The 21,644-nt window shown below is 65.4% G+C and carries 21 protein-coding genes; 7 read left to right on the plus strand and 14 right to left on the minus strand.

Going from position 1 to position 21,644, the window contains the following annotated elements:
* Window positions 1-31: 31 nt before the first annotated feature.
* Complete coding sequence (locus tag AC1DX2_RS25315) at window positions 32-898, minus strand: hypothetical protein (RefSeq protein WP_477199206.1); 867 nt, start codon at window positions 896-898, stop codon at window positions 32-34.
* Between the two features lie 253 nt (window positions 899-1,151).
* Between AC1DX2_RS25315 and AC1DX2_RS25320 the strand changes: the two genes are divergently transcribed.
* The 7 genes from AC1DX2_RS25320 to AC1DX2_RS25350 all read left to right on the plus strand — a co-directional run bounded on the left by AC1DX2_RS25320 (window position 1,152) and on the right by AC1DX2_RS25350 (window position 5,978).
* The gene (locus tag AC1DX2_RS25320; protein ID WP_477199207.1) at window positions 1,152-1,463 is read left to right on the plus strand and encodes a DUF2917 domain-containing protein; all 312 of its coding nucleotides are present in this window, start codon (window positions 1,152-1,154) and stop codon (window positions 1,461-1,463) included.
* The gene (locus AC1DX2_RS25325) at window positions 1,460-2,146 is read left to right on the plus strand and encodes an N-acetyltransferase family protein (RefSeq protein ID WP_477199208.1); all 687 of its coding nucleotides are present in this window, start codon (window positions 1,460-1,462) and stop codon (window positions 2,144-2,146) included. The genes AC1DX2_RS25320 and AC1DX2_RS25325 overlap by 4 nt, the downstream gene beginning before the upstream one ends.
* A 108-nt stretch (window positions 2,147-2,254) precedes the next feature.
* A complete protein-coding gene (locus tag AC1DX2_RS25330; protein WP_477199209.1) occupies window positions 2,255-3,082 on the plus strand; it encodes a M90 family metallopeptidase in 828 nt (275 codons plus the stop codon).
* Between the two features lie 62 nt (window positions 3,083-3,144).
* On the plus strand, window positions 3,145-3,405 hold the full coding sequence (locus AC1DX2_RS25335) for a cysteine-rich CWC family protein (RefSeq protein ID WP_477199210.1): 261 nt from the start codon (window positions 3,145-3,147) through the stop codon (window positions 3,403-3,405).
* Window positions 3,406-3,425: 20 nt separating this feature from the next.
* Window positions 3,426-3,614 (plus strand): 4-oxalocrotonate tautomerase, encoded by a 189-nt coding sequence (locus AC1DX2_RS25340; RefSeq protein ID WP_477199211.1) that lies wholly within the window; start codon window positions 3,426-3,428, stop codon window positions 3,612-3,614.
* 61 nt (window positions 3,615-3,675) lie between these two features.
* On the plus strand, window positions 3,676-5,145 hold the full coding sequence (locus AC1DX2_RS25345) for an MFS transporter (RefSeq protein WP_477199212.1): 1,470 nt from the start codon (window positions 3,676-3,678) through the stop codon (window positions 5,143-5,145).
* 11 nt (window positions 5,146-5,156) lie between these two features.
* Window positions 5,157-5,978, plus strand: a complete 822-nt coding sequence (locus AC1DX2_RS25350; RefSeq protein ID WP_477199213.1) for a class II glutamine amidotransferase — start codon at window positions 5,157-5,159, stop codon at window positions 5,976-5,978.
* On the opposite strand, the gene gshB is transcribed toward AC1DX2_RS25350, so the two are convergent.
* The 13 genes from gshB to AC1DX2_RS25415 form a co-directional block, all read right to left on the minus strand.
* Complete coding sequence (gene gshB / locus AC1DX2_RS25355; RefSeq protein ID WP_477199214.1) at window positions 5,975-6,919, minus strand: glutathione synthase; 945 nt, start codon at window positions 6,917-6,919, stop codon at window positions 5,975-5,977. The genes AC1DX2_RS25350 and gshB overlap by 4 nt on opposite strands.
* A gap of 304 nt (window positions 6,920-7,223) precedes the next feature.
* A complete protein-coding gene (locus AC1DX2_RS25360) occupies window positions 7,224-9,068 on the minus strand; it encodes a potassium transporter Kup (RefSeq protein ID WP_477199215.1) in 1,845 nt (614 codons plus the stop codon).
* A gap of 214 nt (window positions 9,069-9,282) precedes the next feature.
* Window positions 9,283-10,584, minus strand: a complete 1,302-nt coding sequence (gshA, locus tag AC1DX2_RS25365) for a glutamate--cysteine ligase (protein WP_477199216.1) — start codon at window positions 10,582-10,584, stop codon at window positions 9,283-9,285.
* A 154-nt stretch (window positions 10,585-10,738) separates the two neighbouring features.
* Window positions 10,739-12,022 (minus strand): glutamate-5-semialdehyde dehydrogenase, encoded by a 1,284-nt coding sequence (locus tag AC1DX2_RS25370; RefSeq protein ID WP_477199217.1) that lies wholly within the window; start codon window positions 12,020-12,022, stop codon window positions 10,739-10,741.
* A gap of 359 nt (window positions 12,023-12,381) precedes the next feature.
* Complete coding sequence (gene holA, locus AC1DX2_RS25375) at window positions 12,382-13,482, minus strand: DNA polymerase III subunit delta (protein WP_477199218.1); 1,101 nt, start codon at window positions 13,480-13,482, stop codon at window positions 12,382-12,384.
* Between the two features lie 127 nt (window positions 13,483-13,609).
* Window positions 13,610-14,668: an ornithine cyclodeaminase gene (locus AC1DX2_RS25380; protein WP_477199219.1), complete on the minus strand. Its 1,059-nt coding sequence runs from the start codon at window positions 14,666-14,668 to the stop codon at window positions 13,610-13,612.
* 155 nt (window positions 14,669-14,823) lie between these two features.
* Window positions 14,824-15,606: an ABC transporter ATP-binding protein gene (locus AC1DX2_RS25385; protein ID WP_477199220.1), complete on the minus strand. Its 783-nt coding sequence runs from the start codon at window positions 15,604-15,606 to the stop codon at window positions 14,824-14,826.
* 43 nt (window positions 15,607-15,649) lie between these two features.
* Window positions 15,650-16,765 carry a succinylglutamate desuccinylase/aspartoacylase family protein gene (locus AC1DX2_RS25390; RefSeq protein ID WP_477199221.1) on the minus strand — a complete coding sequence of 372 codons (1,116 nt, stop codon included), beginning with the start codon at window positions 16,763-16,765 and terminating at the stop codon, window positions 15,650-15,652.
* Window positions 16,766-16,807: 42 nt separating this feature from the next.
* Entirely contained in the window at window positions 16,808-17,272 is a 465-nt protein-coding gene (locus tag AC1DX2_RS25395; RefSeq protein WP_477199253.1) for an Lrp/AsnC family transcriptional regulator, read from the minus strand.
* Window positions 17,273-17,290: 18 nt separating this feature from the next.
* Window positions 17,291-17,845, minus strand: a complete 555-nt coding sequence (locus AC1DX2_RS25400; RefSeq protein WP_477199222.1) for an LPS-assembly lipoprotein LptE — start codon at window positions 17,843-17,845, stop codon at window positions 17,291-17,293.
* A complete protein-coding gene (gene leuS / locus AC1DX2_RS25405) occupies window positions 17,845-20,475 on the minus strand; it encodes a leucine--tRNA ligase (protein ID WP_477199223.1) in 2,631 nt (876 codons plus the stop codon). Before leuS ends, AC1DX2_RS25400 begins: the two co-directional genes overlap by 1 nt.
* A gap of 61 nt (window positions 20,476-20,536) precedes the next feature.
* Window positions 20,537-20,965, minus strand: coding sequence for an ExbD/TolR family protein (locus AC1DX2_RS25410; RefSeq protein ID WP_477199224.1), 429 nt, complete (start codon window positions 20,963-20,965; stop codon window positions 20,537-20,539).
* The gene (locus AC1DX2_RS25415) at window positions 20,962-21,642 is read right to left on the minus strand and encodes a MotA/TolQ/ExbB proton channel family protein (RefSeq protein ID WP_477199225.1); all 681 of its coding nucleotides are present in this window, start codon (window positions 21,640-21,642) and stop codon (window positions 20,962-20,964) included. Before AC1DX2_RS25415 ends, AC1DX2_RS25410 begins: the two co-directional genes overlap by 4 nt.
* Window positions 21,643-21,644: the final 2 nt, after the last annotated feature.

The raw sequence follows: 21,644 nt of genomic DNA on the forward strand, positions 1-21,644 counted from the left end.
GGCTGGCGCGGGCCCGCCCCCTGGCCGGCCTTCAGAACTGGCTGCGCCGCGGATGCGTGGACGGTGCGAAGCGGCGCCGGCGCCGGCGGTTTTCCAGGCCTCGCAGGTAGCGCAGCGTGGTGCGCCAGGCCATGGCGATACCCGCCAGCACCAGCAGGGTGATGGCCCAGGGCCGGATGTCGGCAATCAGTTTTTCCATCCCGGCGGCGGCCATCATGCGGTCGTGCTCGACTTGCGCCGCTGTCCGGGGTGGCGGGAGGAACTCGACGCTTGCGCTGCTGCCAAAGGCCCCGCTGTCACCGGAAGAGGTGTTGGCAGATTCCCCTTCCTTGGACTTGCCAGTTGTCTTCGCGCCATCGGCAGGGGTAGTGCTATCGGCTGCTGGCTTGTCCTTGTCATCGACCAATTGCGCTTTCAAATCCGCCTTCAGGCCACGCACCGCGTCGGCGATGCCGGTTTTGGAAATTTCGTCGTACAGCGGGCGCGCCGCCTCTTTCAGTAGGTCGGGCTCGGTGGGCGCCGGGTTGGCTGCCTCTTTGCCAAGCTGCGCCCCATTGGGCGCCTCACTGATGCCACCACCTGGCTGCCGTGACGGGGACTGGGCTGCTTGTGGGCGCTGCCCCTGCTGAGGCTGCAGGCCCAGGGCCGCCAGCGCGGCACGCCGGTCGGCATTGGCCTTGGCGGCGACGGCAGCTTCCCGGGCCGGGTCTGCGTCGAAGGCGTCAAGGACCGAGCGCTCGCCACCCTCCGACGCGCGGATGGCGGCCGTCACGCTGTCCTTGGTCGACGTCACAGGCGCTGCCGGTGCAACCGACACCGGGTCGGCCAAGGCCACCGGGCCGCACGCCATCGCCCACGCGGCAATCACGGGGATTGCCACCTTTTTCAGCGGGCGCATCAGATCCGTACACATACGAACAATTGGGTTTGAAGTGAAATTATCGCGGGTTTCGCGGCATGTGGGCACAGGCTATGCCCTGGTTTACAGCAATCCGCAGTGCCTGTTGCTGGCCGTGCGAGCTTGCCAGAGCGCACCATGACATGGTTTTCGCATTCCACCAGAGCATGCAAACGATTCCAAATCGTCGTTTGTCAGTGGAGTTCTTTCCGACTACATTCATTCTCAATTCGCATGTAGAAGGGAACCCATCATGATGAACTCAAGCAACCACGTGGAAATCAGCCTGGACGCGCGCGGCATGTTCAGCGTGCCTGACGCGGCAGGTGTGCACTTCACCTGCCGCCAGGGCTCGGTGTGGATCACGCTGGACGGCGACACGCGCGACATCGTGCTGGGCGATGGGCAGGGATTCAGCAGCCCGGAGCACCGGCGCGCGCTGGTGTATGCGCTGTCGGCGTCACAGGTGGGCATGGACGGGCCCGGCGGCGCAGTGGCGCCCGCACCACGCGCCAGCCGGCGGCCAGCCGCCCGCGGCCTGGTGTTCGAGCAGGTACTGGCGTGACATCCGGCACTCCCCACCGCTACCCGGTGGAATGGATTGACCGGCTGACGTTGCCCGATGGGCGGCTGATCACCATACGCCCGGTGCTGCCGCAGGACGACACGCTGGAGCAAGCCTTCGTGGCCCAGGGGATGACGGCGAAGTCGCGCTACCTGCGCTTCCTGATCGGCCTGCACGAACTGCCCGACGCGCTGGCCCAGTCGTTCACGCGCATCGACTACCACAACCACTTCGCGCTGCTGGCCGAGTGGTTCGACAACGGCACCGAGGTACAGATTGGGGACGCCCGCTTCGTGCGTGTGGACCCGGAATCCGGCAGCGCCGAGTTCGCCATCGCCGTGGCCGATGCCTGGCAAGGTTTGGGCATTGGCGGGCACCTGCTGCGCCTGATCGTCAAAGCCGCGCACGCCCATGGCGTGCAGCTGCTGCATGGTGACCTGCTGCACGAGAACCGGGCCATGCTGTCGCTGGCCACCGCCAATGGCTTCACGCAGCGCCGCCATCCCGAAGACGCGCGGCTGGCCCGGGTGCAACGCGACCTGCGCGTGAACCCGCCGGTAAACGAGGGTGACCAGGCCGCGCAGGCGGTGCTGGCCCGCGCCATGCAGGCCCAGATGCCGACGCAGCCAACATCGGCCGAAACCGTGGCGGCGCTGCCCGAGTCGACAGCACGCCGCGATTGACCCGCCGTACGCCCGTCACCATTGAAATCGCGCTAAGCTGCTCCCACTTGCCATGGTGAAGTGGTTGCGGCGGGCATGGGGCCTGAGGCGCGCCGCCGTGGAGCGCGCATGCCGCCGGCCCTGATTGTCATTTTCCTGTTGGTGTTGGTGTACGTGCTGTGGCTGGCCTATGGGCCGGCGCTGGTGCGCTGGCGACGCCAGCGGGTGCGCCGCCAGCCCTTTCCGGATGCCTGGCGCGACATCCTGAAGCGGCGCGTGCCGCTGTTTCGCACGCTGCCGGCAGACTTGCAACTGCAGCTCAAAAAGCACATCCAGGTGTTCCTGGCGGAAAAACCCATCATCGGCTGCCGCGGCCTGGTCATCACCGACGAGATGCGCGTCACCATCGCCGCCCAGGCCTGCCTGCTGCTGCTGAACCGGCGCAACCACTACTTCCCGGGGCTGCGCCAGATCCTGGTCTACCCCGGTGCCTTCATCGTCGACCGCAAGCACATGGACTACGACGGCGTGCTGCAGGAGCAGCGCCAGGTGCTGGAGGGCGAGTCGTGGGAGCAGGGCCAGGTGATCCTGTCCTGGGAAGACACGCTGGAAGGCGCCGCCGTGCCGGACGATGGCCGCAACGTGGTGATCCATGAATTCGCCCACCAGCTGGACCAGGAGAACGGCGAGGCCAATGGCGCGCCGCCCATGGGCCGGCGCAGCCATGTCAAGCGCTGGGCCAGGGTGATGGCGCGCGAATACGCACAACTGCGGCGCGTCAGCCGGCTGCAGGTGGACACGCTGCTGGACCCGTATGGCGCCACCAGCCCGGCCGAGTTTTTCGCCGTCATCTCCGAAACCTTCTTCGAGCAGCCTGGCCCGCTGGCCGAACAGCACCCGGCGCTGTACGAGGAACTGAGCCGCTACTACCGCATCAACCCGCTGAGCTGGCACTGAGTGCCGCTGGCCCGGCCGTACCGGCTGGGCATAATGGCTGCTGGACGCCGCACGCCGCCGCCATGACTGCTGCCACTTCTCCCCCTTCTTCCACCACCTCCGCTGCGTTGAACGCCACGCTGTGCCCCCTGTGCGGCCAGGCCAACCAGTGCGCGATGGAAGTGGAGAAGGCCACCGGCCAGCCGCAACCGCCGTGTTGGTGCACCGCCACCGACCTCAGCTTCAGCGAGGCCCTGCTGGCGCGCGTGCCCGCCGACGCGCGCCGCAAGGCTTGCATCTGCGTACGCTGCGCGCAGGCATCCATCGAATCATCCAACCCCTAACGTTCATTGAGGACCACACCATGCCCACCTACCACGTCGAGATGATGGAAGGCCGCACCCTGGAACAAAAGAAAAAGCTGGTGGAGGAGATCACCCGCGTCAGCGTGGAAGTGCTGGGTGGCAGCCCGGAGTCGGTCGACATCCTGATCACCGACATCAAGCGCGAGAACTGGGCCACCGGCGGCAAATTGTGGAGTGAGCGAACGTGAGACCTTGCGGGACAGACCACCGCGCAGCGGTGCTCTGTCCTCAACTGATCAACGGTTCCCCGTGACCCGCCCCGCCACGCTGGAGGAGCTGACCCGCCACCACGGCGAGCGCTACCGCTGGCTGTTGCTGCTGGCGGTGATGGTGGGCACCATGGCCTCGGTGATGTCGTCCACCATCATCAACGTGGCGGTGCCCGACATGAGCCGGCACTTCGCGCTGGGGCAGGAGCGCGCCCAATGGGCCGCCTCCAGCTTCATGGTGGCCATGACGGTCTCCATGCTGACCACGCCCTGGCTGCTGGGCCGCTATGGCTACCGCCGCACCTACATGGGCACCATGCTGTTGCTGTTGGCCGGTGGCGTGGCCGGCGGCCTGGCCAACGACTACATGCTGGTGCTGGCCGCGCGGGTGGCCGAGGGGCTGGCAGCTGGCGTGGTGCAACCGATACCAGCCATCATCATCATGCGCGCCTTCGAGCCCCATGAGCAGGGCCGCGCCAGCGGCATCTTCGGCATGGGCGTGGTGCTGGCACCCGCCATTGGCCCCAGCGTGGGGGGGTTGCTGGTGGACTGGTTTGGCTGGCGCTCCATCTTCTTCATGGTGGCGCCGTTCTGCCTGGCCTCGCTGTGGCTGGCCAGCCGGCTGGTGCCCGTCACCACCCCCAACGGCACCCCCGCCAACCGCCAAGGCCCGCCATTGGACTGGCTGGGGCTGCTGCTGGCCAGCAGCGCCACGCTGTGCCTGCTCAACGGCCTGGTGCAACTGCATGCCGGCTCCGGGCTGGCCGTCGCGCTGTTGTTCACGCTGTCGGCCACCACCGGCACCGCTTTTGTGGTGTGGCAGCGCCGGCTCAGCCAGCAGCCCGGGCGCCACCGCAGCGAGCCGCTGATGAACCTGGCGCTGTTCGGCTCGCGCACCTTCACCATGGGCAACCTGGTGGCTTTCACCTATGGCATGGCCTTGTTCGGCTCCACCTACCTGCTGCCGGTGTTCATGCAGCAGGCGCTGAACCTGTCGGCCTCTTACGTGGGCACCATCCTGCTGCCGGCCGGCCTGGTGCTGGCCGTCACCATCGCCGGCGTGGGCCGGCTGGCCGACCGCTACCCGGCGCGCTGGCTGGTGTGCACCGGCCTGGCGGCGTTGGCTGCCTCTTTCGCGTTGATGATGCTCGTGGGTACCGCCACCGCGCTGTGGCTGCTGGTGGGCTGCGCCGTGCTGGGCCGCATCGGCCTGGGCTTCATCCTGCCGTCGCTGAACCTGGGCTCGGTGCGCGCGCTCAAGAAAGAGCTGATCTCGCAGGGCGCCAGCGTCATCAGTTTCATCCGCATGCTGGGCGGGGCGGCAGGGGTCAGCCTGTGCGGCATCGTGCTGGAGTGGCGCCTGGGCGTGCATGGCGACTCCCTGGCCAACCCGGCGACCAGCCCGGCGCGGCTGGCGGCTTTTCACGAGTCTTTTGTGTTGTTGGCGGCGCTGTGCACGCTGGCACTTGTTGCGGCCTGGCAATTGCGCGAACCCCTGACCCAGGAGTAAACTCGTCACAAATGTGTCAATTGTTAGGAATGAACAGCCGCTTGCCGGCGAGCCTGACGCTGAGCTTCACCGGTTTCACGCAACGCGGTGGCTGCACCGACCACCATTCCGACGGTTGGGGCATTGCCTTCTTCCAGAGTGATGGCGACCAGCCCGGCAAGGGCGCCCGCTGCTTCGTCGACACTGAAAGTGCCTCCACCTCCGCGCTGGCCGGCATGCTGCGCAGCTACCCCATCAAGAGCCACAACGTGGTGGCCCATGTGCGCAAGGCCACGGTGGGCCATGTGGCGCTGGAAAACTGCCACCCCTTCGTGCGCGAGCTGTGGGGCCGCTATTGGGTGTTTGCCCACAACGGCGACCTGAAAGACTATTGCCCGCGCCTGCATGGCAACTTCAAGCCGGTGGGCAACACCGATAGCGAATTGGCCTTTTGCTGGCTGATGCAGGAGCTGTCCAAATCCCATGCCACCGTGCCCAATGTGGAAGAGTTGACGCACACGTTGCAAGAACTGGTGCCGCACATCGCCAAACACGGCACCTTCAATTTTTTGCTCAGCAACGGCCAGGCGCTGTGGGCCCATGCCAGCACCAAGCTGTGCTACCTGACACGCCAGTACCCGTTTTCCGAGGTGCACCTGAAGGATGAAGACGTCAAGGTCGACCTGGCCGAGTTGAACGGCCCCGAAGACCGCTTCACCATCATCGTCACCGAGCCGCTGACCACCAACGAGAGCTGGACATCCATGTCCCCGGGCGAACTGAAGCTGTTCGTCGAAGGCGAGCCGGTGGCGCTGGCACCGTTGCGACTGCGCGAGAGTCTGCTGGCCGCCTAAGCCGCGGCCGCCTCCAGCGCATCCACAAACATCGCCGGCACATCAAACCCGCTCTGGTCGGTGATCTCCTGAAAGCAGGTCGGGCTGGTGACATTGATCTCGGTCAGCGTGTCGCCAATCACGTCCAGCCCCACCAGCAGCAGGCCGCGCGCCGCGAGGATTGGCCCCAACGCATTGGCAATCTCGTAATCACGCACCGTCAATGGCCGCGCCACACCCTTGCCGCCGGCTGCCAGGTTGCCGCGCACTTCGCCGCCCTGTGGGATGCGTGCCAGGCAATGCGGCACCGGCTTGCCACCGATCACCAGCACACGCTTGTCGCCATCGGCAATGGCCGGCAGGAATTTCTGCACCATCACCGTCTGCGCGCCATCGCGGTTCAGCGTCTCGATGATGGCCCCCAGGTTCAGTCCATCGGCCTTGACGCGGAAGATACCGGTGCCCCCCATGCCGTCCAGCGGTTTGAGGATGATGTCCTGGTGCTCGGCGTGGAAGCGCCGTATCTCTGCCGCATCGCGCGTCACCAGCGTGGGTGCGATGAATTCGGGAAACTCCAAAATCGCCAGCTTCTCCGGGTGGTCGCGCAGCGCACGGGGCTTGTTGAACACCTTGGCACCCTCACGCTCGGCGCTTTCCAGCAGGTGGGTGGCATAGAAATACTCGGTGTCGAACGGCGGGTCCTTGCGCATCACTACGGCGCCGAAGTCCTTCAACGGCCGCTGCGCCTCTTCCACCACGGTGTACCAGTTGTCCGGCTGGCCGGTCAGCTTGAGTTGCTGCACATGGGCCTGCACCAGACCGCCGCGCACCCACAGCATCTGGCGCGGCTCGCAGGCCCACACCGTGTGGCCGCGTCGGTGCGCCTCGCGCATCATCGAGAAGGTGGTGTCCTTGTAGATCTTGAACGTGTCCAGCGGGTCGGCAACGAAGAGGATGTGCATGGCTGTCGGTCTCTGTGGTTTTGCTCAGCCTGGCGGCCGGACCCGTACTGTTGCACAAAATGCGCAGCGGTGCTGGTGGGTGAGGGGAAATCCGGAGGCGAGAGTTGATCTTCAATTGGGCGGCGCCGCCGCATCGGAAATTCTGCTGTTGATCAAGGAGGCGGGATGACGGGTTGGCGATGGTCCGAGCAAATTGCCAACGAAAGAGCTTCACGCCAACAGCGCCACGATAGCCAGGGAGCAGCGTGACAGCGGGGAAGGGACAATTTCCCCGCTGTCGCGCTGCGGAGCCTTCAAGCCGAGATCAGATCTCGATCTTCGAACCCAGCTCAACGACTGAGTTGTTAGGCAGGTTCAGGAAATCCGCCGCCCCGCTGGCGTTGTGGTGCATTTGCGCGAACATCTTCTCGCGCCATGGCGCCATGCCAGTGCCCAGCGTGGGCACCACGGTGTCGCGCGACAGGAAATAGCTGGTCGTCATGGCCTGCAGCTCGCAGCCCCGGCCCTTCATCTGCAGCAGCGCCTTGGGCACATCGGGGTCGTTCTTGAAACCGTAGTTGATCACCACCTGCCAGCAGTCGTGCCCCATGGCCTCGATCTCCAGCCGCTTGTGCATGCCTATCCACGGCACCTCATGGTTTTTGACCGTGACAAACAGGTTGTTCTCATGCAGCACCTTGTTGTGCTTCAGGTTGTGCAGCATCGCATTGGGCACCGTGCCCGGCTCGGCCGTCAGAAACACCGCCGTGCCCTCTACCCGCACGGGCGGGCTGACAAACACCGCCTCGAGGAAACTCTTCAAATCGATCGCGTCGGCCCGCAGCTTCTCATTGAGCAGGCGCCGACCGTCCTTCCAGGTCATCATCAGCGTGAACACGCAGCCGCCAATCAACAGCGGGAACCAGCCGCCTTCCAACAGCTTCAACAGGTTGGAGGCAAAGAAGGCGAAGTCCACCACGAAGAACCAGCCGGTGGCGGCGATGCACAGCGCCAGCGGGTAATTCCAGCCGTAACGGATGACGTAGAACGTCAGGATGGTGGTGATCAGCATGTCGGTGCACACCGCAATGCCGTAGGCCGCCGCCAGGTTGCTGGACGACTTGAACATCACCACCGCCAACACGATGGCGACGAACAGACTCCAGTTGACCAGCGGAATATAGATCTGGCCGGTGTCACGCACGCTGGTGTGCTGGATGTTCAGCCGCGGCAGATAGCCCAGCTGTATCACCTGCTTGGTGACGCTGAAGGCGCCGGTGATCAGCGCCTGCGACGCGATCACCGTGGCCAGCGTGGCCAGCAGTACCAGCGGCACGATGGCCCAGTCGGGTGCCATCATGAAGAAAGGGTTCTTGACGGCTGCCGGGTTCCTCAGCAGCAGGGCGCCCTGACCGAAGTAATTCAGCGTCAGCGCGGGCATGACCACGCTGAACCAGGCCAGGCGTATCGGCTTCTTGCCGAAATGCCCCAGGTCGGCATACAGCGCCTCGGCACCGGTGACGCACAGCACCACCGCGCCCAGGATGATGAAGGTGACCAGCGGGTTGTTCCACATGAACATCACCGCGTAATGCGGGCTCAGCGCCCACAGGATCACCGGGTGATGGGCAATGTGCGATATGCCCAACGCCGCGATGGTGAAAAACCACACCAGCGTGATGGGCCCGAAGAATTTACCTATGCCGCTGGTGCCGCGCCGCTGCACCATGAACAGGCACAGCAACACCACCAGCGTGATGGGGATGACGTACTTGGTGGAGGCGGGCGACACCACCTCCAGGCCTTCCACCGCCGACAGCACCGAGATGGCCGGGGTGATGACGCCGTCGCCGTAAAACAGCGAGGTGCCGAAGATACCCAGGATCAGCAACTTGCGACGCAATTGCGGCTTGCCCTTGACCGCCTGCGAGGCCAGCGCCAGCATGGCGATCAGCCCGCCCTCACCGGCATTGTCGGCGCGCAGCACCAGCACCACGTACTTGATGGAGACGATGACCGTCAGCGTCCAGAAGAAGATGGACAGGACGCCATAGATGTTGTCGGTGGTGAAGGGGACGTGGCCAGCGCCGAAGACCTCCTTGACGGCATACAGGACACTGGTGCCGATATCGCCGTAGACGACACCGATGGCGCCCAGAGTCAGCGCCATGAGGGAAGATTTGCTAGCTGATGCCACACAACAACCCCTGCCAATAAAAGTCTGGCCGGGGTTCCGTTTCTTTAGGGAGTGCTATTGTGCGCCCGCCCACTGGCCGCGCAAGTGGGCTTAGGCACCTAAATGAAGCGCCTTTTGGATTTGTTGCGCCGCAGCAACTGGCCGGCGCCAGCGCCCAAAAGCCGCTTGACGCCCGGTTGATGGGCTGTCAGGCGGCCTCGTAGATCTCGCGCTCGGGATCCGTGGCCTCCAGCTCGTAGCTGGCCGAGACCATGGCCAAACGACCGATGACGCCATACATGTAGAAGCGGTTGGGCGCGCTGGCACCGGGCTTCATACCCGGTTGAGGTAAGTGCGTACTCTCGGCAAAGGCCAGGGGAACAAAGGTAGAGCCCGGAATGTTCAAATTCTCGTCCACGCCGCGATCGGCATGGACGCGGTAGAAGCCGCCGACCACGTAGCGGTCCATCATGTAGACCACCGGCTCGGCCACGGCGTCGTTGATGCGCTCGTTGGTCAGCACACCTTCCTGAACGATGTAGTCGTTCACGTGCAGGCCATCCTTGGTCACGGCCATCTTGCTGCGGGCCTTTTTCGTCAACGCCTCCAGGTCCTTGACGTCGCGCACCGTGATGACGCCCATGCCATAGGTGCCGTTGTCGGCCTTGACGACGGCAAACGGCTTTTCCTTGATGCCGTATTCCTTGTACTTGCGCCGCACCTTGGCCAGCACGCTGTCCACCTGGGCGCTGAGGCGCTCCAGACCGGTGCCTTCGTCGAAGTTCACGTCGGCGCACTTCTCGAAGATGGGGTGGATCAGCCAGGGATCCACACCGATCAGCTTGCCAAAGCGCTTGGACACCTCTTCGTAGCTCTTGAAGTGGTTGCTCTTGCGCCGCGTGGACCAGCCGGCATGCAACGGCGGCAGCAGGTATTGCTCGTGGATGTCTTCCAGGATGCCGGGCACGCCGGCGGACAGGTCGTTGTTCAGCAGAATGGTGCAGGGGTCGAAGTCCTTCAGCCCCAGCCGGTGTTTGCCGCGAATCACCGGCTCCAGCGTGATGCTGTCGCCATGCGGCAGCTCGATGGTGGTGGCCTTTTTGACCTCGGGGCTGATGGAGCCCACGCGCACGTTCAGCCCCGCCATGTGGAAGATGCGGCGCAGCTGCGCCACATTGCTCAGGTAGAAGGTGTTCTTGGTGTGGTTCTCGGGGATCAGCAGCAGGTTGCGCGCTTCTGGGCAGATCTTTTCGATGGCGGCCATGGCCGCCTGCACTGCCAGCGGCAACATGGCCGGCGTCAGGTTGTTCCAACCGCCAGGGTACAGGTTGGTGTCCACCGGCGCCAGCTTGAAGCCAGCGTTGCGCACGTCCACCGAGCTGTAAAAGGGCGGGGTGTGCTCCATCCACTCCAGGCGGAACCAACGCTCGATGGCCGGCATGGAGTCCAGCACACGCTGCTCAAGTTCGCTGATGGGCCCGGTCAGGGCGGTGATGAGGTGGGGAACCATACGGTCCTTTGCGGGCGGGAGGAAGGGAGGCTGATGAGAATTCTAGGGACATTTAAGGGCGGCCACTTCCCTTTGCAAGCCGCTGGGGGCCGTTTCCGGCCGGATTTCCGTCAATTGCCGCCAGGTTTACAAAGTCCCGGGCGGGTGCGAACCGTCAGCTGCGGATTTCACCATCGCCCAGCACCACATACTTCAGCGACGTCAACCCTTCCAAACCCACCGGCCCGCGGGCGTGGAACTTGTCGGTGCTGATGCCGATTTCGGCCCCCAGCCCAAACTCGAAGCCATCGGCAAAACGCGGGCTGGTGTTGACCATCACGCTGGCCGAGTCCACCTCGCGCAGGAAGGCCTGGGCGTGCATGTGGTCGCGGGTGATGATGGCATCGGTGTGGTGGCTGGAGTAGTGGTTGATGTGGGCAATGGCCTCGTCCAGCCCAGTCACCAGCTTGATGCTGATGATGGGCGCCAGGTACTCTTCAAACCAGTCCTGCTCGCTGGCGGCAACCAGCTTGGCGGCGGGAACGGCGGCTTGCAGCAGGGCCAGCGACTCGGCGTCGCAGCGCATCTCCACCCCTTTGGCGGCAAAGATGGCGCCAATCTGCGGCAAAAACTCGGCTGCCACGCTCTTCGCCACCAACAGGCCCTCGATGGCGTTGCAGGGGCTGTATTTCTGCGTCTTGGCGTTGTCCGCCACACGCACCGCCATGGCGATGTCGCAGGGGTCGTCCACATACACATGGCAGTTGCCGTCCAGGTGCTTGATCACCGGCACCTTGGCCTCGGCGCTGATGCGCTCAATCAGCCCCTTGCCGCCGCGCGGGATGATCACATCCACATACTGCGGCATGGTGATCAACTGGCCCACCAGCGCGCGGTCAGTGGTCTGCACCAGTTGCACACCATCCACCGGCAAGCCGGCTTGCGCCAAGGCCTGCTGCACCAGCAGCGCCAGCGCCTTGTTGGATTCGATGGCCTCGGAGCCGCCGCGCAGGATGCAGGCGTTACCACTCTTGATGGACAGGCTGGCCGCTTCAATCGTCACGTTGGGCCGGCTCTCGAAAATCATGCCAAACACGCCAATCGGCACGCGCATCTGGCCCACGCGTATGCCGCTGGGCTGCTGCTTCATGCCGATGATTTCGCCGATGATGTCCGACATGGCGGCCAATTGCTCGCAGCCCAGCGCCATGGTCTCGATGATCTTCGGCGTCAGCTTCAGCCGGTCCACCATGGGGGCAGCCAGGCCGGAAGCCTGCGCGCGCTCCAGGTCCTTGGCATTGTCGGCCTGCAAGGCGGCTACATTGGCGCGCAACAGGCCAGCCAGGTGTTTCAACACCGCATTCTTGCTGGCTGACGAAGCCTTGGCCATAAGCGCCGAGGCAGCCTTGGCCTGCAGACCCAGGGTCTGCGCGTATTCGGTCAGGTTCAGCGCGTTCATGGCGTGATTTTCTCATGCCCGCCGGAAACTGCCCTGAGACACCTTTGGCGATCTGCCGACGCCGCTGAGGCGCGTGACTCCGCGAATGTCCTCCGGCCCTGCGGGCCTCCCCCTTGATTTCGCTACGTCACGCGCCCCAGCGACATCGGAGCCGTTCGCAGGCGCAACGCTCGAATGCCGAATACCAGATTCCGCAAGTCAACCATGTTCGCTGGATCAGGTCGTCATGGCACTCTGCGCAGCGGCATCAAGGAGGAGGCCCGAAGGGCCGGGGGACAGCCGCGGAGCAGAGCGCCGTGGCGGCCTGATCCCCGCCAATGCCGGTGGCAATGCTCGGATATTTCCGGGCTTCAGGGAGCCTAGCGAGCCCGCTGCGTTGCCGGCGCCGCGCACTGCTGACACAGCTGCATGGCCAGCCGGTGCAGCGCCTGCCAGCCGTTGGCCGGCCAGTCGGGCTGCTTCAGGCCCTTGACGATGCCATCCACCTGGTGGGCCGCGTGCAGCAAGTTGTCCAGCATGGTGTCGGTCAGGCGTGGCAGCACCCGTTCGTACAGCCGCTCCTTGATGCCCCAGACGCGTTGCTCGCGCAGCGCCATGGGAAGCGGGCGGCCGGCAGCCATCGCGTCTTTCACGCGCTTCAAGGCGCGGATGTCCTCGCTCAGCGTGTAATGCACCAGCACCTCGGCCTCGCCCTCGGCCTGCAGGCCGTCCAGCATGCGCTGCACGCGCACGCTCTGGCCGGCCAGCACCGCCTCAGACAGCTTGAAGACGTCGTAGCGCGCCACGTTCAGCACGGCGGTCTCGATCTGCTCGAAACTCAGCGTGACGGGTGCCTGCTCCCTGCTGCCCGGCGCGGCGCCACCATGCAGCAAGGCCAGTTTCTGGATCTCCTGGTGCGCCGCCAGCAGGTTGCCCTCCACCCGGTCGGCAAAGAACTGCAGGCTGCGCTGGCCTTCCTCGCCATCGGCCACACGCAGGCCCTGCTGGGCCAGACGCTGGGCGATCCAGGGCGGCAGTGCCGCGCGCTCCACCGGGTCGATCTGCACCGTGACGCCGTGGCCGTCCAGCGCGGCGAACCAGGCGGCGCTGCGGGTCATCTTGTCCAGGCGCGGCAGCATCACCAGCGTCAGCGTGCTGTCGTTGCCGTCGGCCGCCTCGGCCAGTTGTTGCAAGGCCGGGCTGCCATCCTTGCCCGGCTTGCCCGAGGGGATGCGGATTTCCAGCATCTGACGGTCGGCAAACAGGCTCATCGAGCCGCCGGCAGCCAGCACCTCGCTCCAGTCGAAGTGCGCGCCAGCCACGGTGTGTGAGGTGCGTTCGGTGTAACCCTGGGCGCGCGCCGTCTGGCGTATGGCGTCGGCCGCCTCTTGCAGCAGCAGCGGCTCGTCGCCGTGCAGGGTGTACAGGCTCTTCAGACCGCGTTGCAGATGCTGGGAGAGCTGGCCGAAGGCAATTTGCATGGGCCGCAGTTTAACGGCTGCTTGGCTGAGTGACGACTCCAAATTCCCGCCGGGCCGCCCCAAGGGAATTTGCGGCCCCCTCGGGGGGCAGGGAGCTACACGGAGTGAGCGACCGTGGGGGCTACATTCAGGCCGCCCGGCGCAGCGTGCGCCGCTTGCCGCGGCCCATGGCGGCGCCAAACAGGTCCTTGGGATCGTCCATGGTCGGCACCAGATCGATCTGCCGACCCACGCCCTTGAGCTTGGCCAATTGGTGCACATAGCGCAGCGCGGACAGGTCTTCCAGCGCGAAACCCACCGAGTCGAACAGCGTGATTTGCGCCGCATGCTCGCGCCCCGGCAGTTCACCGGCCAGCACGCGCCACAGGGGGGTGACGGCAAAGTCGGCCGGCATCTGCTGCAGCTCACCCTCGACCCGGGTTTGCGGTTCGTACTCGACGAACACCTTGGCCGCATGCAGCACGGCGGCCTCCATCTCGGTCTTGCCGGGGCAATCGCCACCGACGCCGTTCAGGTGCATGCCGGGCTCCAGCATGTCGGCGGTGAGTATCGTGGCGCGGGCCTTGTCAGCGGTGACGGTGGTGACGATGTCGGCGCCGTGCACCGCCTCGCGCGTGCTGGCGGCGCGAATGATGCGCAAGCGCCCGGCGTCCACATAGGGCAGCAGGTTGGCCATCAGCTTGTCGGTGGCGGCCGGGTCCACATCGAACACCCGCAACTCGTTGATGCCCAGCAGCGCCATGAAGGCCAGCGCCTGGAATTCGCTTTGCGCGCCGTTGCCGATCAGCGCCATGCTGCGCGCGCCGGGCCGGGCCAGCGCCCGCGCCGCCAGTGCCGAGGTGGCGGCAGTGCGCAAGGCGGTGGTGATGGTCAGCTCACCCAACAGCAGCGGGTAGCCAGTGGCCACCTCTGCCAACACGCCGAAGGCCATCACCGTGGGCAGGCTGCGCAGCGGGTTCTTGGGGTGGCCGTTGACGTACTTGAAGGCGAACAGCCGGTCATCCGCCACCGGCATCAATTCGATGACACCGTCGGCGCTGTGGTTGGCCGTGCGCGGGCTTTTCTGGTAACTGTCCCAGCGCAGAAAATCCTCGTGAATGTACTGCGCCATCTCCACCAGCAGGCGTTCCGGCCCGAGCTGGCGGACCAGCTGCTGCATGTCGGCCACGTCGACATAGCGGGTCATGGGGTTCTCCTGATGCTTAATCAGAAGTCTAGGCCCGGACACGCTCCAGAAAGCGACGTTATCCGCAGCGCAGGGCGCGCTAACGGCAGGTTTCTGCAGTGATTACTACCGTTTCGGAAGTTACTGCCCGCAGTCTGGCGGGCGCCGGGCAACGCCTACTTCAGGCTGTTGGACAGGAAGGCCCGCAGCCGCTCGCTGCGCGGGTTGCCCAGCACCTCGGCGGGCATGCCCTGTTCCTCGATGCAGCCCTTGTGCAGGAACACCAGCTGGTTGCTGACCTCGCGCGCAAAGCCCATCTCATGGGTGACCACGATCATGGTGCGGCCCTCCTGGGCCACCGCGCGCATCACGCGCAGCACCTCGCCCACCAGCTCCGGGTCCAGCGCCGAGGTGGGCTCGTCGAACAGCATCACCTTGGGCTCCATGGCCAGCGCGCGGGCGATGGCCACGCGCTGCTGCTCGCCGCCGGACATGTGGGCCGGGTAAGCGTCCTTGCGGTGGTACACGCCCACCTGCTCCAAATAGTGTTGGGCGCGTTCCAGCGCCTCGGCCTTGCCGAGTTTGAGCACATGCACCGGCGCTTCGATGACGTTTTGCACCGCCGTCATGTGCGCCCACAGGTTGAAATGCTGGAACACCATGGACACCTGGGTGCGCAAGCGCTGCAATTGCGCCGCCTCCCTGGCCTGCAGCAGGCCGGCGCGGTCTGGCACCAGCGCCAACTCCTCGCCATCCAGCACGATGCGCCCGGCATTGGGCTGCTCCAGCAGGTTCAGGCAGCGCAAGAAAGTGCTCTTGCCCGAACCGCTGGAGCCGATCATGGAGATCACATCGCCCTGGTGCGCGGTGATGCTGACGCCCTTGAGCACCTCGTTGGCGCCAAAGCGTTTGTGGATGCCTTCGGCCAGCAGTTGTACGGGCGGTTGCGGTGGGTTCATCGTGGTCGGTATTGTCGCCTGGGCGGCTGCTTCGGGCCGCTGCTCAGGGCGCCAGCAGCTTGCCCGTGCGCGCCAGCGTGGTGCCCGCCACCTTGGCGATAACCTTGCCAGGGGGTGCCCAGCGCGAGGCCACACCGGCATAGAACACACCGGCGGACTGGCAGCGCAAGGGCGTGCAGGCACCGGTTTCGGGGTCCAGCAGGTCGGCGATCAGGTCACCCGCGACCACCCTTTCGCCCACTGCCCGGTGGAACACCACCACGCCCGCATGCGGCGCCACAATGGGCTCAGACGCAACCAGCGGCGTGGGCGCGCACAGTGGCGTCGGCAACACGGGCCGTTCACCGCCCAGCACGCCGCGCAGACGCAGAAAGGCCACCAGGCCCCGGGCATCCTGCTCGGCCAGGTCGTGGCGCACATCGGTTTCGCCACGCAGTTCCACCGTGGTGCTGAAGCAAGCCAGCTCAATGGGGTGGTTGGGAAACAGTTGCTGCAATTGCAACCAGGGCCGGCTGCAGGCCTCGTCGAACGGTGAACCCCCGGATTCTTCCGCCATCAGCATCGCCTGGGCACCCAGCAGCGCACCCAACTCGCGGGTCATTTCCACCTGGGGGCTGAGCGCGTACAGATGCAGCACCGATTCGGAGTCGCAGTGCAGGTCCAGCACCACGTCGGCATCGGCGGCCAGGCGCAGCAAATGGTTCTTCATGTCCTCGGCCGGCGTGTTGGCCGTCCGGGCAGCCATGACGTCGCGCATGGCCTGGCGAATCAGCTGGGTGTTGGCCCGGGCATCGCTGCCCAGTTGCTCAGCCACGCGGGGCGCCACCAGCGCCGCCAGATCGGCGTACTCGCGGTTGAAATTGATGCCGTCACGGACGTCAAAGCGGCCCGCCAGGTAGCCCAGCACCTGCTGCGCCAGACCGATGGGGTTGGCATAAGGCACCAGCACCACCTGGCCCAGCAGCTGGCCCTGCGCTTCCAGTGCCTGCAACTGCTGTTGCAGCTTCTGCGCCACCAGCAATGCCGGCAGCTCGTCGGCATGCAGCGCCGCCTGGATGTAGGCCTTGGGCCGGGCGTCTGCCGCGCCGAAGCGCAGCACCCGCAGGCTGTAGCGCTGGCCCGGGGCGCCGGCTTTGAGCGTCAAGGTGTCGGTCTGCATGGTGCGCGGGGTGTTGTGGGGATGTGAAGGGTGCTGCCGGCCTCAATCGTCGCCCGACGCCGCCAGCGGAAAGCCGGCGAATTCCTTCACCGTCTGCAGCTCGGTGTTGGTGACGATCTTGTCGATGCCCAGGCCCACATTGTCCAGCCAGGCGTCGCTGAGGTCGCGGTAGTGCGCCAGGTCACGGCAGGCCAGGCGCACCAGGTAGTCGTAGCGGCCGCTGAGCAGGTAACAGGCGATCACCTCGGGGCAGGCGACCATGGCCTTCTCAAACCGCTGCACGGTGGCGCGGCGTTGGTCCTTCAGCGCGATCTCGGCGAACACCGACACGTGCGGGTCCAGCGCGTCGCGGCTCAGGATGGCGCGGTAGCTGGCGATCAACCCGTCCTCCTCCAGCCGGCGTATGCGGTTCAGCGTCGCGCGCGCCGACAGGTTGACCGCCTCGGACAGCGCCTGCGCGCTGATGCGGCCGTCACGCTGCAGCAGGTCGAGCAGGGTGCGGTCCACGCGGTCCAAGGTGGCTCCTTACAGCGCTTTGATGGCGGCCAGCCGGCGCATCAACTGCTGCACGATGTCGGCCTGCATGTCCTTGTACAGGTTGTTCTCTTCGGTTTCCTTGGACAGCACGGCCGTTTCGTTGAAGCTGATGTCGCGCTCCTGCAGGATTTCGGTGGGGCCGATCAGCTCCTTGCCCTGCGGCGTGCTCAAGCGGAACTTCAACCGCGTGCGCAGCTGGAATTCACGCACCTGGCCGGCCGCGTTCAGCGCCACCACGGTCTTCTCGCGCTGCTCGCCCAGGATGTCCAGCACCACGTCGGCACCGGGGCGCTGGGCGGCGTCGGTCAGCACCTGCACGCTGCCGATGGCGCGCATGTAGCGCTTGAGTTCATTGGCGATCAGCGACTTCTCACCAACGCCGGTGTACATGGTCTTGAACGCAAATTCGGGCGCCTGGCGCAGCTGAAAACCGCAGCCTGACAGCGCCAGCACGGCCGCACCCAGCACCGCACCCGTCAACCAACGGCGCCGGCCAGCGGCGACGCGCAGGGTGGTCTGCGAAGCCGCCGCGACAGCGCGCATCACAGCACCACGTTGACCAGGCGCCCAGGCACCACGATCACGCGTTTGATGGCCGCACCAGCCGCCTGGCTCTGCACCTGCTCGCTGGCCGCCGCGATGGCCTCGATGGTCTCCTTGCTGGCAGTGGCCGGCACCCGGATGCTGCCGCGCAGCTTGCCATTGATCTGCAGCATCAGCTCCACCTCGTCCTGGTGCAAGGCGCCTTCGTCGGCATGCGGCCAGGGCGCATCCAGCAGGTCGCCCTGCGCCTTGTCGTAGCCCAGCGCCTGCCACAGTTCGTGCGCAATGTGCGGCGTGGCAGGATACAGGCAGCGCAGCAAGATACCCAGGCCCTCGTGCAGCGCAGCCGCGTTGCCGGCAGCGCCATCGTCCTTGAAGTCTTCCAGTGCATTGAGCATCTTCATCGCACCGGAGACCACGGTGTTGTACTGCATGCGCTGGTAGTCGTAATCCACCTGCTTGAGCACGGTGTGGATCTCGCGGCGCAGCGCCTGTGCCGCCTTGCCGTAGCTGGCGGGCGCCTCGGCCGTCACCCCGGCAGCATGCAGCTTAACGCCGAAAGCCCACACCCGACGCAGGAAACGGTAAGAGCCTTCCACCGCAGCGTCGTTCCACTCCAGCGTGGCCTCGGGCGGGGCGGCGAACATGGTGTACAGGCGCGCCGTGTCGGCGCCGTATTTCTCGATCAGCTCCTGCGGGTCGACACCGTTGTTCTTGCTCTTGCTCATGGTGCCCAGGCCTTCGTAGGTCACCAGGCTGCCGTCGCTCTTGAGCTTGGCAGTCGTCACCTTGCCGTTGGCGTCCACCACGTTTTCCACGTCGGCCGGCCAGAAATACTCGATGCCGCCCTTGTCGGTCTTGCGCGAGTAGATGTGGTTCAGCACCATGCCCTGGCACAGCAGCTTGGTGAAAGGCTCATCCACCGTCACCAGGCCGATGTCGCGCATCACCTTGGTCCAGAAGCGCGCGTACAGCAGGTGCAGGATGGCGTGCTCGATGCCGCCAATGTACTGGTCCATCGCCATCCAGTAGTTGGCGCCCTGGGCCACCATGTGCTCGCTGTTGGACGGGTCGCAGTAGCGCATGAAGTACCAGGACGAATCCACGAAGGTGTCCATGGTGTCAGTCTCGCGCCGCGCCGCCTTGCCGCACACCGGGCAGGTGACACCGGCATGGAAGCCCTCATGCTTGGCCAGCGGATTGCCGCTGCCATCCGGCACGCAATCCTGCGGCAGCACCACCGGCAAATCCTTCTCGGGCACCGGCACGGCGCCGTGTTCGTCGCAGTGGATGATGGGTATCGGCGTGCCCCAGTAACGCTGGCGGCTGACGCCCCAGTCGCGCAGGCGCCAGGTGGTCTTTTTCTCGCCCAGGCCGCGCGTTTCCAGCGCGTGGGCCACGGCGGTCACCGCCTCGGTGTAGGACAGGCCGCTGAAGCTGTCGGAATTGATGGTGACGCCGCGCTGTTTGTCACCGTACCAGTCCTGCCAGTGGTCGTAGTCGTATTCCAGGCCGTCCACATGCACCACCTCGAAGATGGGCAGGCCGTATTTCTTGGCGAAGATGAAGTCGCGCTCGTCATGCGCGGGCACGCCCATAACGGCGCCGTCGCCATAGCTCATCAGCACGTAGTTGCCCACCCAGACATCGATCTTGTGGCCGTTCAACGGGTGCGTGACCTGCAGGCCGGTGGCCATGCCTTCCTTCTCGCGCAGTGCCAGCTCGGCCTCGGTGGTGCCGCCCTTTTTGCAGTCCTCGATGAACTGGGCGATGGCGGGGTTGTGCCTGGCAGCGTGCTGGGCCAGCGGGTGCTCCGGCGCCACGGCGCAGAAGGTCACGCCCATGATGGTGTCGGCCCGGGTGGTGAACACGTACATCTTGCCGTCACCGATCAATTGGCCGGCGTCGTCGTGGATGTCGTGCGTGAACGCAAAGCGCACACCCTCGCTCTTGCCGATCCAGTTTTCCTGCATCAGCTTGACGCGCTCTGGCCAGCCGGCCAGGCCACTTTGCACCTGGCCCAGCAACTCGTCGGCGTAATCGGTGATCTTCAGGTAGTAGCCGGGGATCTCGCGCTTTTCCACCGTGGCACCGGTGCGCCAGCCCTTGCCGTCGATGACCTGCTCGTTGGCCAGCACGGTCTGGTCCACCGGGTCCCAGTTGACCACCTGGGTCTTGCGGTAGGCAATGCCCTTTTCCAGCATCTTCAGGAACAGCCACTGGTTCCACTTGTAATAGCTCGGGTCGCAGGTGGCGACCTCGCGGCTCCAGTCAATGGCCAGGCCCATGGACTTCATCTGCCCCTTCATGTAGGCGATGTTGTCGTAGGTCCACTTCGCGGGCGGCACGCCGTTCTTCATGGCGGCGTTCTCGGCCGGCAGGCCAAAGGCGTCCCAGCCCATGGGCATCAGCACGTTGTAGCCGTTCATGCGCAGGTAGCGCGTCAGCATGTCGTTGATGGTGTAGTTGCGCACATGGCCCATGTGCAGCTTGCCGCTGGGGTAAGGCAGCATGGAGCAGGCATAGAACTTCTTGCGGGCGGCGTCTTCCGTCACCCGGTAGGCATCACGGGCGTTCCAATGGCCCTGGGCAGCGGGCTCTACGGCTAAGTGGTTGTATTTATCTTGCATGGCAAAGGGGGTCCAGCGCCCAAAGGGGGCGCGAAAGGACAATTTTAGGGGCAAGGCCTTGCTAAGGCTTGGCAGGGGCCGGCGGTTGCGCCACAAAGCCTATGCGGTTCAGGCCGGCCTGCTGTGCGGCGCCCAGCAATTGCACCACCTGACCGTAGGGCACGGCCTGGTCGGCGCGCAACTGCACTTCGGCCTGCGGATTGGCAGCGCCCAGTTCGGCCAGCCGGCGCTGCAGCTCCGGCCCAGACACCGGCTGATCGCCCCAGTAGGCTTGGCCGGACGCCGTCAACGCCACGCTGGCAAAGGCCGGCGCCTCGCGCGGCACGGCGCCGCCAGCGCGTGGCAGGTCCAGCCGCAGCGTGCTGGCCAGCAGCGGCGCGGTGATGATGAAGATCACCACCAGCACCAGCATGACGTCGATCAGCGGCGTCATGTTGATGTCGCTCATGGGCGTGGCGCCCTGGGCGCGCTCCAGGCGGCCAAAACTCATGATGTGGGCGCCGGGCTCGTTGGCGAGGACGCAGGTGCCAGCAGGTCGCGCAGATCCAGCGCAAAACCTTCCAGATCGGCTTCGATGCGGGCAATCAGGCGGCCCAGCACGTTGTAGGCCAGCACGGCGGGAATGGCCACGGCCAGGCCACCGGCGGTCATCACCAACGCCTCGCCCACCGGGCCGGAAATCTTGTCAATGGTGATCTGGCCGGCGCCGGACATGCCTTCCAACGCATGATAAATGCCCCAGACGGTGCCCAACAGGCCCACAAACGGAGAGGTGCTCCCCACCGTGGCCAGCAGCACCTGGCCAAATTGCAGCCGGTTCAACACGCCGTGCAGCGCATCCCGCAGCACCCGCGTCAGACGTTGTGAGCGTTCACCGACTTGGCCCAGCGTGGTACCGACACCTGTTTGCATGGCGTTCACGCTGGCCACCACCAACGGCAGCACCATGCCACTGCGGTCAAACGCCTGCACACGGGCCTGCGCGGCGTCCAGCGATTCAGCCTGCCAGAAAGCTGCCGTACCGCGTGCCACATCCGCCAGCGCCCGCCGCAGCAGCCAGGCCTTCCACAGCAACACCACCCAACTGCCCACCGACATCAGCAACAGCAGCAGCAGCACGCTCTTGATGACCAGATCACCCTGGGCGAACAGCTGCCAGAAGCTCATGG

The organism is Hylemonella sp. P2_B10 (assembly GCF_056404875.1).

Coding starts and splice junctions, on each gene's coding strand:
- AC1DX2_RS25315 (WP_477199206.1), bottom strand. CDS start 898: ATGCGCCCGCTGAAAAAGGTGGCAATCCCCGTGATTGCCGCGTGGGCG.
- AC1DX2_RS25320 (WP_477199207.1), top strand. CDS start 1,152: ATGATGAACTCAAGCAACCACGTGGAAATCAGCCTGGACGCGCGCGGC.
- AC1DX2_RS25330 (WP_477199209.1), top strand. CDS start 2,255: ATGCCGCCGGCCCTGATTGTCATTTTCCTGTTGGTGTTGGTGTACGTG.
- AC1DX2_RS25335 (WP_477199210.1), top strand. CDS start 3,145: ATGACTGCTGCCACTTCTCCCCCTTCTTCCACCACCTCCGCTGCGTTG.
- AC1DX2_RS25340 (WP_477199211.1), top strand. CDS start 3,426: ATGCCCACCTACCACGTCGAGATGATGGAAGGCCGCACCCTGGAACAA.
- AC1DX2_RS25350 (WP_477199213.1), top strand. CDS start 5,157: ATGTGTCAATTGTTAGGAATGAACAGCCGCTTGCCGGCGAGCCTGACG.
- gshB (WP_477199214.1), bottom strand. CDS start 6,919: ATGCACATCCTCTTCGTTGCCGACCCGCTGGACACGTTCAAGATCTAC.
- AC1DX2_RS25360 (WP_477199215.1), bottom strand. CDS start 9,068: ATGGCGCTGACTCTGGGCGCCATCGGTGTCGTCTACGGCGATATCGGC.
- gshA (WP_477199216.1), bottom strand. CDS start 10,584: ATGGTTCCCCACCTCATCACCGCCCTGACCGGGCCCATCAGCGAACTT.
- AC1DX2_RS25370 (WP_477199217.1), bottom strand. CDS start 12,022: ATGAACGCGCTGAACCTGACCGAATACGCGCAGACCCTGGGTCTGCAG.
- holA (WP_477199218.1), bottom strand. CDS start 13,482: ATGCAAATTGCCTTCGGCCAGCTCTCCCAGCATCTGCAACGCGGTCTG.
- AC1DX2_RS25380 (WP_477199219.1), bottom strand. CDS start 14,668: ATGACCCGCTATGTCGACGTGGCCGACATGCAGCAGCTGGTCCGCCAG.
- AC1DX2_RS25385 (WP_477199220.1), bottom strand. CDS start 15,606: ATGAACCCACCGCAACCGCCCGTACAACTGCTGGCCGAAGGCATCCAC.
- AC1DX2_RS25390 (WP_477199221.1), bottom strand. CDS start 16,765: ATGCAGACCGACACCTTGACGCTCAAAGCCGGCGCCCCGGGCCAGCGC.
- AC1DX2_RS25400 (WP_477199222.1), bottom strand. CDS start 17,845: ATGCGCGCTGTCGCGGCGGCTTCGCAGACCACCCTGCGCGTCGCCGCT.
- leuS (WP_477199223.1), bottom strand. CDS start 20,475: ATGCAAGATAAATACAACCACTTAGCCGTAGAGCCCGCTGCCCAGGGC.
- AC1DX2_RS25410 (WP_477199224.1), bottom strand. CDS start 20,965: ATGAGTTTTGGCCGCCTGGAGCGCGCCCAGGGCGCCACGCCCATGAGC.
- AC1DX2_RS25415 (WP_477199225.1), bottom strand. CDS start 21,642: ATGAGCTTCTGGCAGCTGTTCGCCCAGGGTGATCTGGTCATCAAGAGC.